Source organism: Xanthomonas sp. NCPPB 1062 (assembly GCF_041481705.2).
Classification (GTDB): Bacteria; Pseudomonadota; Gammaproteobacteria; order Xanthomonadales; family Xanthomonadaceae; genus Xanthomonas; species Xanthomonas euvesicatoria.
The window spans coordinates 4,234,303-4,247,592 of sequence record NZ_CM192987.1 but is presented as its reverse complement, the minus strand read 5'-3'; the positions used below and the strand labels follow the sequence as shown (position 1 = coordinate 4,247,592).

Sequence of the window (13,290 nt, the reverse complement as noted above, 5' to 3'; positions counted from 1 at the left end):
GCCGGGCCGATCTGTCAAGCCGTCGGCGGGGGCCAATCGCGTCGGTATCATGCCGGCCGATGCTGGAGTTCTCATGACCGTAGTCCCCGACGCCCCCGTGACCCCTGCCGCGCTATCTGCCTTCTTGCGCGGTGTCGAACGCCGGGGTCTGGTGCTCGCACAATTGCAATGCGGCGACGTGGCCGCCGCCGAGCGCGCCCTCGCAGCGGCCTTGCGCGCCTTCAGCAGCCAGGCGGCAGGTCGGCCGATGGCAGGCTGGCCGATGCGCTTCTGGAGCCTGCTGGCCACCGCGCCCCCGCTGCGGCGCGAGCCGATGCCGGGCACGTGGCTGCCCCCATTCACTGTCTTGGGCCGGATGCAGACTGCCGACCGCCTGGCGCTGCTGCTGCGGATCGTGGCCGGGCTGGAAGAAGGCGTGGCCAGCGAGGTGCAAGGCGTCGAAGCGGCGGACTACCGGCAGTCGCTGGCGCGTGCCTGCCCGCGCGATGCCGCCGGCAATCCGGATGCCCAGGCCTGGCGGGCCCTGGCAGAAGCGGCGCAAGTGGAACTGCGCGACCTGAGCCCGGCCCAGTTGACCCGGCTGAGCCAGCTCCGCGATTCGGCCCTGGCCGGAATGCCGCTCACTGCCGCGCCGGCCGAGCCGGCACCGGCGCCGCGCCGTCCTGCCGCTGCCCGGGCCCGACGGCAATGGCGGTGGCCGCAGCTGGAGCGCCGCCACGCCGGCATGGCGCTGGGCGTGCTGGCGGTGGCACTGCTGCTGGCGGGGTTGGGCTGGTGGTGGGCCCACCGCCGGCCCGCGCTTCCTCCCGAGCCTGTCTCGCAGGCGCCTGCCGGCGTGTTGCACGTGACCGACGCGGCGCCGGTGCTGGTGGAGGAACTCCCGGCGGCCGACCTGCCGGATGCCGTGGCCACGCCGGGCCTGGATCCGCGCGACCAGGCGATGCTGGCCGACCCGGATCTGGAGCTGGCCCGCGCTGCGGACTTCTACGCCTGGTATGCCGCCGGCCACCCGGTGCCGGTTGATGAATCCGGTGCGCATGCCACCGCAGCCGAGCAACCTTCCGCCCCTCTGGAGACGGTCGATGATGAAACCAACTGACTGGTGCGGCCTGGTGCTCTGCGCGTTTGCCGGCGTCGCCGGCGCGCAGCGCTTGCCGACGCCGCTGGAAGAATCGGCCGCTGCGCCGGCCGCGTCCACCTCCGCTGCCGCAGTGCCGAATACATCGCCGAGCGCCGCGCAGCAACGCACACGCTGGGCGGCGATGACGCCTGCGCAGCAAGCCGAGCTGCGTGCCCGCTATGCCGCCTGGAAGGGGCTGACGGCCACAGACCGCGTGGTGTTGCGCCAGGCACGCGAGCGGCTGCAGGCCTTGCCCGAGGATCAGCAACGCGCGCTGCGCACCCAGTTCGGCGCGATGGATCGCCTGCATCGCGACGGCTGGCGCCTGGGCTCGCAGGTGGGGGCGTTCTATGCCCAGTTGCAGCCGTTGATCGGCTACGTGCAGCCCGCCCAGCGCGAGGCCATGCTGGCCGCGCTGCGCAGCCTGGACGCCGGCCAGCTGGAGCAACTGGCGGTGCTGGCGCAGCGCACCCCGCCCCAGGAGCGCGACGGCCTGCGCGAGGCCTTCCTGGCCGAAGCGCCGGCCACGCGCAGCATCTGGTTGAAGCGCCAACTGGCGCGTTGATCGCTCGCGTGCCGTCGGCGCGCGCAATGCCTTTCAGTGTTGCGCCGGTTATCCGTTCTAGCGGTGCCTGCCCCATAGCGCCGCTTCAGACGCGCCGCACCCAGGCCCGGCATCGCTGCGTCGCGCTGCAATGCGGCTGTCTTCGCGCAACCGTCTGCGCAGTCAGCGCGTCAAAGACGCGCCAGACTGGCCACCATCAACAGCGCAGCGGCCACCGTCACCAACACCAGATACACCCCGCTCAGACCGATGTACTTGAGCACGGTGACCAGCCAGGACTGCGCGTACACACGCCGCTGCATCCACAGCAGATACACCGGCATCCAGAGCGTCAGCCCGAACTGCGCGACTCCGATACTCCAGGTGATCGGGCTGGCGACGTGCGCCAGCGCATCGCTGAGCAGCGACAACAGCAGTTGCGTGAGCAGGTTCAGGCACAGGAAGGCGTGGCTATACAGTGCCACCACCAGATGCTCCAGATACACCTGCCCGCTGCGCACGTAGAACACCCGCAACAGCAGTGCAAACAGCGGCACCAGCACCAGCAATGCAGACGGCACCGCTGCGAAGAATGCGTTGTAGAGCAGTTGCGGGTCGCTGCGCAGCCGCGGCAGGTTGTCGCGGATATGGCGAAGTTGGGTATTGATCCAGCGGTTGGCGAACTGCGGTAGTGCCGCATAGTGCAGTGGGTTGCTCACCGGGTCCCACGGCTTGCCCATGACCGAAAAGAACGTGCTATCGCTGTCTGCCTCTGCGGTGGGCACGGCGCTGGTCGGACGCGCGTCGGCCTGCAGCTGCGTCAGACGACGTTGCGCTTGCGCATTGGCACGCGCGATGCCGGCGTCCACGCGCTCGCGTGCGATGCCGCTCGGCACGGCCGCGCGCGTCTGCGTCAGCGCGTCGACCAACTGCCTGCGTACCGCTTCCACCTGCGCCGGCGTGCGTGCCTGTGCGAAATCCTTGGGAACCGTGGTCTGGCTGGTGCCGGGCGCGGCGGCGATATCGCTGTCTGCGGCGGACGCATGCACGGCGATGCGCGCGATGAAGAACGTCAACAGGCTCAGTACCAGGAACAGCCGCATCGGCGCCACGTACCGCACGCGTTGGCCGCCCAGGAAGCGTTGGGCCACGCGTCCGGGCACCAGCAGGTCGCGCAGGGTGCGGAAAATGCGCCCATCCAGATGCCAGAACGACTCGAACACTTCTTCCACCGCATGGGCGACGCTGCGCACCGGGTTGTGCGCGCTTTGCCCGCAGGCGTGGCAGTACGCCCCCTGCAAGGCAGAGGCACAATTTTTGCAGTCTGTGGGAGGGTGCGCGGTCGAATGCGGTGACATGAGCCAGGTCCGGTTGGCGAGTCGGGGAAGGCGCGTTGCCGTCGACCTGATCCCGAAAGAACGGCGTTGGCGCACGCGTACAACTGTCTCCCGCGCCGGCCCGGTTGCAGCAGCCTTCGCGTTTTGCCCGCGCGCGCAGTCGCGCAGCGGGCTCTACCCAGCTGCGCGGCAAGGCCGCAGTCGGAAAGTAGGCGTAAGATAGCCGGCCCGCGCGACCCGGTGCCAGCGCCTCCCGGCACGGCCGTAGTCCGCGCAGCGATCGGTTGTCATGTCTGTTTCTTCTGCACCCCCGTCCGCGACGCCAGGCTTCGCCTCGGAAGTGCGCACCACCGGCCTGCTTGCGTTGCCGCTGGTGCTCGGCCACGTTTCCACCGGCCTGATCGGTTTTGTCGACAACGTCATCGCCGGCCACCACGGCACCGCCACGCTGGCTGCAGTCACCATCGGCACCTCGCTGCTGTGGCTGCCGATGCTGGTGCCGATCGGCACCTTGATCTCGTTGACTGCCTCGGTCTCGCAATTGCTCGGCGCCGGCCGCGAGCGCGAGATCGGGCCGCTGTTCCGGCAGGCGCTGTGGCTGTCGCTGGGGCTGAGTGCGCTGATGTTCGTGTTCCTGAGCGTGGTGCCGCCGTTGCTGCCCACCTTCGGGATTGCAGCGGACATCGTGCCCGGCGCCACCGCGTTCCTGCACGCGGTGCGCTGGGGCGTGCCGGCGCTGACCTTCTACTTCTGCATGCGCTATCTCAGCGAGGGCATGCACTGGACGCTGCCGACCATGCTGCTGGGCTTTGGCGGCCTGCTGGTGCTGGCACCGGTGGGCTATGCGCTGACCTATGGCAAGTTCGGCTTCGCCGAACACGGCGCCGAAGGTCTGGGCATCGCCTCGGCCATCACCATGTGGGTGCAGGCGAGCGTGTTTGCGCTGTATCTGTGGCGCGCACGGCGGTTTGCGCATCTGCACTTGTTTGCCCATCTGGAAGGACCGCGCTGGCGCGCCATCGGCGAGTTGCTACGCACCGGCTTGCCGATCGGCATCACCGTGTTGATGGAAGGCGGGTTGTTCATCGTCACTGCGTTGTTGATCGGCCGGCTGGGCTCCACCGAAGCGGCCGCGCACCAGATCGCGATCAACGTCGCGCAGTTGTGTTTCATGATCCCGATGGGCGTGGCCGAGGCCACCACCGTGCGCGTGGGCCACGCAGTGGGCCGCGGCGACCCGCTGGCGATGCGGCGCGCGGCCTGGGCCGGCTATGCGATCGTGCTGGGCACCCAAGCGCTGTCGGCCAGCGCACTGTTGCTGGGCCACGATGCCATCGTCGGCGTCTATACCGACGACGTGGCCGTGGCCGCGCTGGCGTCGGTGTTGCTGCTGTTTGCCGCCACGTTCCAGTTTCCCGACGGCATCCAGGTGCTGTCGGCCGGCGCGCTGCGCGGGCTCAAGGACACCCGCGTGCCGATGTTCCTGGCGATGTTTTCGTACTGGGGCGTGGGCATGCCGATCGGCGCCGGGCTCGGCCTGGGGCTGGGCTGGGGACCGAAGGGCATGTGGGTGGGCCTGATCCTGGGCCTGACGGTGGCCTCGATCCTGATGGGGCTGCGCTTCCGCCAGACCAGCCGGCGGCTGACCGCCACCGTGACACCCTGACTTCCAGCGCATGCCGCGCGCGCTGCGCAGCCGGTATGCTGGGCACCATCGATCTGTATGCAGCGTCTTTCGACGGAGCTTTCCATGAACCACCCCGTGCGTCGCAATCCCATCGCCAGCTTCTTCGTCGGCCTGTGGGATGTGATGAATTTCACCCGGCGCCTGATTTTCAACCTGGTGTTCTTCGGGTTCCTGTTCCTGCTGTTGCTGGTGTTCGTGGTGGCGCTGGCGCGTGGCGATGGCACCAAGCCGTTGGCCGAGCGCACCACCCTGGTGATCAACCCGGAAGGTACGCTGGTCGAACAATTCAGTGCAGACCCGGTCAGCCGGTCGCTGGCCAAGGCGGTCGGCGACAAGAGCGCCGAAGAAGTGCAACTGCGCGACCTGGTGCGCGTGATCGAGGCGGCGGGCAAGGACCGCAAGATCGAGCGCGTGCTGTTGAACCTGGACAAGCTGCAACCGTCCGGATTTGCTTCCCAACGCGAAGTGGCCGTCGCATTGCAGAAGTTGCGCGCCTCCGGCAAGCAGATCGTGGCCTTCAGCGAGAGCATGAGCCAGGGCCAGTACCTGCTCGCCGCACAGGCCAACGAGGTGTATCTGGACCCGATGGGCAGCGTGTTGCTGGAAGGCCTTGGCCGCTATCGCCAGTACTTCCGCGAAGGCCTGCAGGACAAGCTCGGCGTGGACGTGCATCTGTTCCGCGTCGGCGAGTACAAGTCTGCAGCCGAGCCGTACATCCTGGACGCGGCCTCGGCCGATGCCAAGGAAGCGGATTTGTTCTGGATGAACGATGTGTGGCAGCGCTATCTGGCCGACGTGGGCACCGCGCGCAAGCTGAGCCCGGCGCAGCTGGCTGCCGGCATCGACACGCTGCCCGAAGGCGTGGCCGCCGCCGGTGGCGACCTGGCCAAGTTCGCGCTGCAACAGAAGCTGGTGGACGGGCTCAAGACGCGCGAAGAAGTCGATGCGCTGCTGGTCAAGCGCGGTGTGGCCGACAGCGATGCCGACAGCGGTTTCCGCAATATCGGGTTCAACGATTATCTGAGCCAGCTGCAGGCGCAGCGTTCGCCGATGGACAGTCGCCCGCAGGTGGCGGTGGTGGTGGCGGCGGGCGAGATCAGCGGTGGCGAACAGCCGGCCGGACGCATCGGTGGCGAGTCCACGGCGGCGCTGCTGCGCCAGGCGCGCGACGACGAGGAAGTGAAGGCGGTGGTGCTGCGCGTGGATTCGCCCGGTGGCGAAGTCTTCGCCTCCGAGCAGATCCGCCGCGAAGTGGTTGCGCTCAAGCAGGCCGGCAAGCCGGTGGTGGTGTCGATGGGCGATCTGGCCGCGTCCGGCGGTTACTGGATCAGCATGAATGCCGATCGCATCTACGCCGACCCGTCGACCATCAGCGGCTCCATCGGCATCTTCGGCATGGTGCCGAACCTGACCCGCGCGCTGGACAAGATCGGCGTGCACACCGACGGCGTGGCCACCACGCGGTTCGCCGGTGCGTTCGACATCACCCGTCCGCTGGATCCGGCTGCCGGCCAGGTCATCCAGGCGGTGATCAACAAGGGCTACGCCGACTTCACCGGCAAGGTGGCGCAGGCGCGTCACCAGTCGGTGGAGGCGATCGACAAGGTGGCGCGTGGCCGTGTGTGGAGCGGCGCGCAGGCCAAGGAGCGTGGATTGGTGGATGCGTTCGGCGGCATGTCCGAAGCGGTGGCCGATGCGGCCGACCGCGCCAAGCTGAGCCGCGGCAAGTTCCGCGTGCGCTATGTGGAAAAGCCGGCCACGCCGTTCTCGCAGTTCATGAGCGGGTTTGCCGGCAGCCGCATGGGCGCCTGGATGCTGGGCGACTCGGGCATGGCGCGCGCGCTGCTGGCCCGCTCGTTGCCGGAAGTGGATACGCAGCTGCGCTTTGTCGAAAGCGCCGTGCACGACAGCAAGGCAGGCGGCACGCCGGTCAAGTCGCTGGCCTACTGCTTCTGCGGGTTCTGACGCGTTGCGCTCAGTGCGCACTTGATGCATCGACAACGCCGGCGATGTGCCGGCGTTGTTGTGTGCGCGCGGATGATGCGGTGATTTGAACGGCCGAACGAACGAAGCAGGCGGCAAGACCCACGCAGCAATCGTCGAGCGCGCAACCATCGGCCACTCGTATCGCGCATGTCGTGCTGAGTGCAGTTACAGCCTTGGCAGGCGTTCACCGGTGGCTATTGGCACATCCGTGCGCTGATTGGCACCAACTGCAGGCGCTTCAGGGCGCCAGTTCACCGGTTGCCGAGGTTTTGCTACTGCGTGGCGGCATCGATCGCCTTGCGCTGATCGTCGGCCGCCTGGTCGGTTGCGGCCTGCACCGCGTGCGCCTTGTTCAACGGTTGCTGGATGTGGTCGCGCAAGGCGGTGGCTTGCGGATCGGGCTTCTGATCGGTGGGCGCGGGCTGCGGCCGCTGACAGGCGCCCAGCGACAACGCCAGACCAACCGCAAGCATCCAATGCATCTTCATCGTCGTGACCTCGCTTGGGGTGGCGTTATCCTAGAGCGTGTTATGTACGTTGAGGTGAGTGCGAAGCGTCCTGGCGCGTCGCGACAAGGCGCGCAACGCGGTATCGGTGCGCCACAGGACGCTTCCCGGCGGGTTGGCCGCCAGCGGCACGGAGCAGGCGCCGCGCGGCTTGCCTTGGCGCCAGCCAGGTCGGCGCCGTGCAGCACCCGCTCCGCACCGCTGACGGCCAACGCATCTCATCTCAACGTGCATACCACGCTCTAACGCCCGGGCCACGCATGCGCGTCAACTGCGTTGCAGCGGCCGTTTCCTGCGCTTTGAAGAGGATTACCACGTGACAACGCACCGTTGGCGGCTGGATGGACAGACCGCCCTCATCACCGGCGCCAGTGCCGGGATTGGTCTTGCCATCGCGCGCGAGCTGCTCGGCTTCGGTGCCGACCTGCTGATGGTGGCGCGCGATGCCGATGCCCTGGCGCAGGCGCGCGATGAGCTTGCCGACGAGTTTCCCGAGCGCGAACTGCACGGGCTGGCCGCCGATGTCTCCGACGATGAAGAGCGCCGCGCGATCCTGGATTGGGTGGAAGACCACGCCGACGGCCTGCATCTGCTGATCAACAACGCCGGCGGCAACGTGACCCGCGCCGCGATCGATTACACCGAAGACGAGTGGCGCGGCATCTTCGAAACCAATGTGTTTTCCGCATTCGAACTGTCGCGTTATGCGCACCCGTTGTTGGCGCAACACGCAGCCTCGGCCATCGTCAACGTCGGCAGCGTCTCGGGCATCACCCATGTGCGCAGCGGCGCGCCGTACGGCATGACCAAGGCGGCGTTGCAGCAAATGACGCGCAACCTGGCGGTGGAGTGGGCCGAAGACGGCATCCGCGTCAACGCGGTGGCGCCGTGGTACATCCGTACCCGCCGCACCTCCGGTCCGTTGTCGGATCCGGACTACTACGAACAGGTCATCGAACGCACGCCGATGCGCCGCATTGGCGAACCGGAAGAAGTTGCCGCGGCGGTGGGTTTTTTATGTCTGCCGGCTGCCAGTTACATCACCGGCGAATGCATCGCGGTGGACGGCGGCTTCTTGCGCTACGGGTTCTAGCGCAGGCGACACATACCGCCTGGTTCCGAGTGGATGCGCATGGACGCAGAGCCGGCATGTTCATGCACCATGCTCATGCACCCGCCCATGCTGCGCGTCGTCTTTCAGCCAAATGGCGATTGCCCGCCAACCGTCCAGACCCGTTGGCTCATCGCACGACAGGCGTGCTCAGGGCGTGGCGGCCGGATTGGCGCAACGGCTCTCGTCGAGAACCCGGCGCATCTGCTCATAGCGTTGTTTGCGTTCGGCCGACTGCGCTTCATCGGAGAAGCGCCAGGTGGATTCGGCCTGCTCGGCGCGTTTTCGCCAGGCCTCGCACAGGCTCTGGTCCGGCACCGGCGCGCAGCGGTCGGTGACCACCTCACAGGCGCTGCCGCCCCCGGTGGCCGGGCCGCCGGCCAGGTTGGTGGTCTGCATCGGCAGGCAGCGCGTGGCCGGTTCGCGGTCTTCGGTAAAGTAACGTCCGTTGTCGTGTGCGGTGCATTCGAACAGCGGCGGCGGTGGCAGGGTCGATGTCGAGGTAACCGTCGGTGCTGGCGGTGCGGCGGGCGTGGCCGGTGCGGCGGGTGCCGATGCAGCCGCCTGCGCAGCAGCCCGTGGTTGCGCCGCTGGCATCGCAGGTGCAGGCGCTGGGTTGGTAGCGCCGCCGGGCGCGAATGGCACCGCCGCCGGTGCGGTCATCAGCTTCTTCTGTTGTTGCATGCCCTTTGGGCACGGCATGTTCTGCACCGTCAGTGCGCCAGTCGGATCGGTACAGCGATAGATGGCCACTTCCTGCGCGCCGGCCAGCGAACCGAGCGCCATCATGCTGAGCGTCATTGCGCCCAATAACGGCCAGCGCCTCATGCGCCGCCGCAGTCGCGTTGCTGGCGTGCCTCGATGCCGCGCTGTTCGCGGCTGAGATCCTCGCGCTCGCTCTGCAGCGCGCTGTTGTAGCGGCGGATCAGCTCCCAACGGCGGTCGGCCAGCCGCGCGCAGACTTCCTGTGCGGGCAGGGCGTGGCATTCGTCGCGGATCTGCACGTTGCCGTACGGCACGATGACCGTGCCGCCGTATCCGCCGCCGTTGTAACCGCCCTGATAGCCGCTTTGGTAGCTATCTACGCCGAAGCTTGCGCTGCCGCGGACGCTTCCTCGTCCGGAGCCACCCTGCACCGAGATCGCCGGACGCGGGCTCACCGAGATCGGTGGACGCTGGATGCCGCCACCGCCGCGGACCGGGGGAGCAATGGTGTTGCCCACATAGGCGGGCCCCCAGGTCGGCACCCAGCGCGGATTGCCTTCCGGGCTGTCGCTTGTGTAGCGGTTGCCGTCTTCGGTGGTGCACTCGTACATCGGCTGTGGCGGTTGCACGGTAACGATGCGGACCTCATGCGTGGGCGCTGCGGCGACCGGTGCCGGCGGCTCCACGCGCGCTGGACGCGGCGGCGGGTCTTGCGGCCGTTGCAGATCCAGCACCTGCTGGCGACCGCTGCTGCAGGGTGCATCCTGCAGGGCGACAGTGCCGGTGCTGCTCACGCAGCGATAGACCCGCACATTCGGGTCGGGTTTGCTCGCGGTGGTGGCGGCCGACGCCGGCAGCGCCGCGGCGAGCAGCAGAAGAGTCAGGACGGTACGCATGGCTGCAGTGTGCGCGTCTGTGCGGCCGCCGCAAAGGGGGTGCGGCTGAACGAACGCTGTGCAGGGGCGAGGCGACAACGCGCCGGATGGCTGCGGCCTGCTTCCGGAATGCCAGCAGTGGCCGGGTAGGCCGCCAAGGGCGACGGCCCGGAACATTCGGCGTGGGGATAGACGACCAATGGACCCGCCGCGCGCGCCTCATGGCTGCGCGGCCGTTTCTCGGCCGCACTCAGTCGCGCAGGATCTGCCCGCTGCGTGCGTCGCGGATCTGGGTCGGCTGCGCCAGGGCGCCGGTCTCGCCATCCACCACGCCGTCGATTGTCGCCAGCAATGCCGGATCCAGGGCGGCACGGCTGCGCGCTGGCGGCTCGCCGGCCAGGTTGGCGCTGGTCGACACCAGCGGCGCCCCCCAGGCCGCGCACAGCGCTGCCACCACGGGATGCGCGCTGATGCGTACCGCCAGCCCATCATGCTCGCCGGTGACCCATCGCGGCGCCCGAGCGGTGACCGGCAGGATCCAGGTGTGCGGGCCGGGCCAGCTGGCCAGCACGTCCTGCCGGCGTGCCGGCTCCAGTGCGTCGATGTCGACCCAGTCGCGCAGCAGGTCCACGCTCGACGCCACCACGATCACGCCTTTCTCCACCGGGCGCCGCTTGATCTCCAGCAGCCGCAGTACGGCCGCCTCCTGGCGCGGGTCGCATCCCAGTCCCCACACCGCTTCGGTCGGGTAGGCGATCACGCCGCCCTGCGTCAGTGCGGCGACGGCGCGATCCAGGTCGAGTGTGTCGGTCATGCTGCGCCTCTCAGCCTGCGGCCTTGCTCACGACTTTCTTGACCACGCGCTTGGCGGCCTTCTTGGCAGCGGTCTTCTTGGCCGGCGCCTTCTTGACGGCGGTCTTGCTGGCTGCGGTCTTGGTCGCGGTCTTCTTGACGGCAGGCTTCTTCGGCGCCGAATCCTTGACCGTATTCTTCTTCAGGGTGGCCTTCTTGGCGCCAAAGCCCTTGCGCACGGGCTTGCCGGTGTCGGCCAGCAGCTGCTGCACTTCTTCGAACGTCAACGACGCCGGCTCACGATCCTTGGGGATCTTGCCATTGAGCTTGCCGTCGCTGATGTACGGGCCGAAGCGTCCGTTGAGTACCTGGATGTCGCTGCCGTCGAATTCCTTGATCACCCGGTTGCGTGCGATCTCTTCCTTCTCTTCGATCAGGAAGACCGCGCGCGCCAGGTCGATGGTGTAGGGGTCGTCTTCCTTCTTCAGCGAGGCATAGGTGCTGCCGCGGCGCGCGAACGGGCCGAAACGGCCGATGCCCACGCTGACGTCCTGGTCCTGGTCCTGGCCGAGCAGGCGCGGCATCTTGAACAGTTCCAGCGCGTCTTCCAGCGAGATCGAATAGATGCTCTGGCCAGGACGCAGCGACGCGAAGGTGGGCTTGTCCTCGTCTTCGACTGTGCCGATTTGCACCATCGGGCCGAAGCGGCCGATGCGCGCGCTGACTTCCTTGCCGCTTTTCGGGTCGGTGCCGAGCACGCGCACGCTGCCGGCATCGGTCTTGTCCAGCGAGTCTTTCTTATCTTCGACCAATTCCTTGAACGGGCCCCAGAACTTCTCCATCAACGGGATCCACTCGGCTTCGCCGCGCGACACCGCATCCAGGTCGTCTTCCAGATTGGCGGTGAAGTCGTAATCGACATAGCGGGTGAAATGCCCGGACAGGAACTTGGACACCGCCCGGCCGACGTCGGTGGGGCGGAAGCTGCGGCCTTCCATCTCGACGTATTTGCGGAACTGCAGGGTCTGGATGATCGAGGCATAGGTGGAAGGACGGCCGATGCCGTATTCCTCCAGCGCCTTGACCAGCGCCGCTTCGGTGAAGCGCGGCGGCGGCTGGGTGAAGTGCTGATCGGTGACGATGCGGTCCAGCGGGACGTTGTCGCCGGCCTTCATCAGCGGCAGCTTGCGGCCTTCGTCCTCGTCCTCGCTGCTCTTGGTGTCCTTGCCTTCTTCGTACACGGCCAGAAAGCCCGGGACGACCACGGTGGTGCCGCTGGCGCGGAACACGTGCTCGCTGCCGGCCGACAGGTCCACGCTGACCGTATTGAGCGTGGCCGGAATCATCTGGCAGGCCACTGCGCGGCGCCAGATCAGCTCGTACAGGCGGCGCTCGTCCTCGGACAGGAAGCGCGCCACTTGCGCAGGCGTGCGCAGTGCGGAGGTCGGGCGCACCGCTTCGTGGGCTTCCTGCGCGTTCTTGGACTTGGTGGTGTAGGCGTTGGGCTGGTCGGGCAGCGAAGCGGTGCCGAAATCGCGCGCGATCACATCGCGGATTTCCGCCAGCGCGTCCTGCGACAGGTTCACCGAGTCGGTACGCATGTAGCTGATCAGACCGACCGAGCCTTCGTCGCCGAGCGCCACGCCTTCGTACAACTTCTGCGCCACCTGCATGGTCTTGCGGGTGGTGAAGCCGAGCTTGCGCGAGGCTTCCTGCTGCAGCGTGGAGGTGGTGAACGGCGGGGCGGGGCGGCGCTTGCGCTCCTTGCTGGCCACGTCGGTGACATGCAGCACGCCTTGCGCGGCCTGCTGGATGCGCAGGCGCGCCGCCTCGGCGGTGTCGCCGTCGGTCACGGTGAACTGCTCGAACTTCTGCCCGTCCAGCTTGATCAGCCGCGCATTGAACGCCTGCGAGGGATGGCGGCAGTGCGCATCGATGGACCAGTATTCGCGCGGGATGAAGGCTTCGATCTCTTCTTCGCGCTCGACGATCATGCGCAGCGCCGGCGATTGCACGCGGCCAGCGGACAGGCCGCGCTGCACCTTGCGCCACAGCACCGGCGAGAGGTTGAAGCCGACCAGGTAATCGAGCGCGCGGCGCGCCTGCTGCGCATCCACCAGGTCGCCGGCGATCATGCGTGGCTTGGCCATCGCCTCCTTGATCGCGCGCGGGGTGATCTCGGTGAACACCACCCGCTGCATCGGCTTGTCCTTGAGCAGGCCGCGCTCTTTCAGGATCTCGGCGATATGCCAGCTAATCGCCTCGCCCTCGCGGTCCGGGTCGGTCGCCAGAAAGATGTCGTCGGCACTCTTGGCGGCACGCGCAATGGCTTCGACGTGCTTCTCGTTCTTCTCGATCAGGTCGTAACGCATCGCAAAGCCGTTGTCCGGATCAACCGCGCCTTCCTTGGGGACCAGGTCGCGCACGTGCCCATACGAGGCCAGGACGGTGAAGTCCTTGCCGAGGTATTTATTGATCGTCTTGGCCTTGGCGGGCGATTCGACGATGAGCAGGTGCTTGGGCATGGTGGCAACTTCTTGGGGCGGAGCCCGGGGGGCGGGTAGCGTGGCCTAATTGGCCGGTCGAGGGAAGCAGATCGACCGTTTCCCACGCGTTAACGCCCGGGA

The 13,290-nt window shown here is 67.7% G+C and carries 11 protein-coding genes; 5 read left to right on the top strand and 6 right to left on the bottom strand.

What is annotated here, in order from left to right; all coding sequences use genetic code 11:
- Positions 1-73: 73 nt before the first annotated feature.
- Both ACCQ16_RS18240 and ACCQ16_RS18235 read left to right on the top strand, forming a co-directional pair.
- On the top strand, positions 74-1,099 hold the full coding sequence (locus ACCQ16_RS18240; protein WP_057680854.1) for a hypothetical protein: 1,026 nt from the start codon (positions 74-76) through the stop codon (positions 1,097-1,099).
- Positions 1,083-1,685: a DUF3106 domain-containing protein gene (locus ACCQ16_RS18235; protein ID WP_122272257.1), complete on the top strand. Its 603-nt coding sequence runs from the start codon at positions 1,083-1,085 to the stop codon at positions 1,683-1,685. The genes ACCQ16_RS18240 and ACCQ16_RS18235 overlap by 17 nt, the downstream gene beginning before the upstream one ends.
- 170 nt (positions 1,686-1,855) lie before the next feature.
- Here ACCQ16_RS18235 and ACCQ16_RS18230 read toward each other — a convergent pair whose 3' ends face one another.
- Positions 1,856-3,022, bottom strand: a complete 1,167-nt coding sequence (locus tag ACCQ16_RS18230) for a DUF3667 domain-containing protein (RefSeq protein ID WP_228735551.1) — start codon at positions 3,020-3,022, stop codon at positions 1,856-1,858.
- A gap of 268 nt (positions 3,023-3,290) precedes the next feature.
- Here ACCQ16_RS18230 and ACCQ16_RS18225 point away from each other — a divergent pair, with 268 nt between their 5' ends.
- Positions 3,291-4,667, top strand: coding sequence for an MATE family efflux transporter (locus ACCQ16_RS18225; protein ID WP_029820482.1), 1,377 nt, complete (start codon positions 3,291-3,293; stop codon positions 4,665-4,667).
- Between the two features lie 84 nt (positions 4,668-4,751).
- Complete coding sequence (sppA, locus tag ACCQ16_RS18220; protein ID WP_014091225.1) at positions 4,752-6,653, top strand: signal peptide peptidase SppA; 1,902 nt, start codon at positions 4,752-4,754, stop codon at positions 6,651-6,653.
- Positions 6,654-6,946: 293 nt separating this feature from the next.
- On the opposite strand, the gene ACCQ16_RS18215 is transcribed toward sppA, so the two are convergent.
- Positions 6,947-7,162 carry a hypothetical protein gene (locus ACCQ16_RS18215; protein ID WP_003484467.1) on the bottom strand — a complete coding sequence of 72 codons (216 nt, stop codon included), beginning with the start codon at positions 7,160-7,162 and terminating at the stop codon, positions 6,947-6,949.
- Positions 7,163-7,496: 334 nt separating this feature from the next.
- Here ACCQ16_RS18215 and ACCQ16_RS18210 point away from each other — a divergent pair, with 334 nt between their 5' ends.
- A complete protein-coding gene (locus tag ACCQ16_RS18210; RefSeq protein WP_005911403.1) occupies positions 7,497-8,273 on the top strand; it encodes an SDR family oxidoreductase in 777 nt (258 codons plus the stop codon).
- 168 nt (positions 8,274-8,441) lie between these two features.
- Here ACCQ16_RS18210 and ACCQ16_RS18205 read toward each other — a convergent pair whose 3' ends face one another.
- From ACCQ16_RS18205 to ACCQ16_RS18190, 4 genes are all read right to left on the bottom strand, one after another.
- Complete coding sequence (locus ACCQ16_RS18205) at positions 8,442-9,092, bottom strand: DUF4124 domain-containing protein (RefSeq protein WP_170922849.1); 651 nt, start codon at positions 9,090-9,092, stop codon at positions 8,442-8,444.
- A gap of 23 nt (positions 9,093-9,115) precedes the next feature.
- Positions 9,116-9,892, bottom strand: coding sequence for a hypothetical protein (locus tag ACCQ16_RS18200; protein ID WP_039418756.1), 777 nt, complete (start codon positions 9,890-9,892; stop codon positions 9,116-9,118).
- A gap of 229 nt (positions 9,893-10,121) precedes the next feature.
- On the bottom strand, positions 10,122-10,685 hold the full coding sequence (gene tsaC / locus ACCQ16_RS18195; RefSeq protein WP_014091222.1) for an L-threonylcarbamoyladenylate synthase type 1 TsaC: 564 nt from the start codon (positions 10,683-10,685) through the stop codon (positions 10,122-10,124).
- A 10-nt stretch (positions 10,686-10,695) separates the two neighbouring features.
- Entirely contained in the window at positions 10,696-13,188 is a 2,493-nt protein-coding gene (locus ACCQ16_RS18190; RefSeq protein ID WP_014091221.1) for a DNA topoisomerase I, read from the bottom strand.
- Positions 13,189-13,290: the final 102 nt, after the last annotated feature.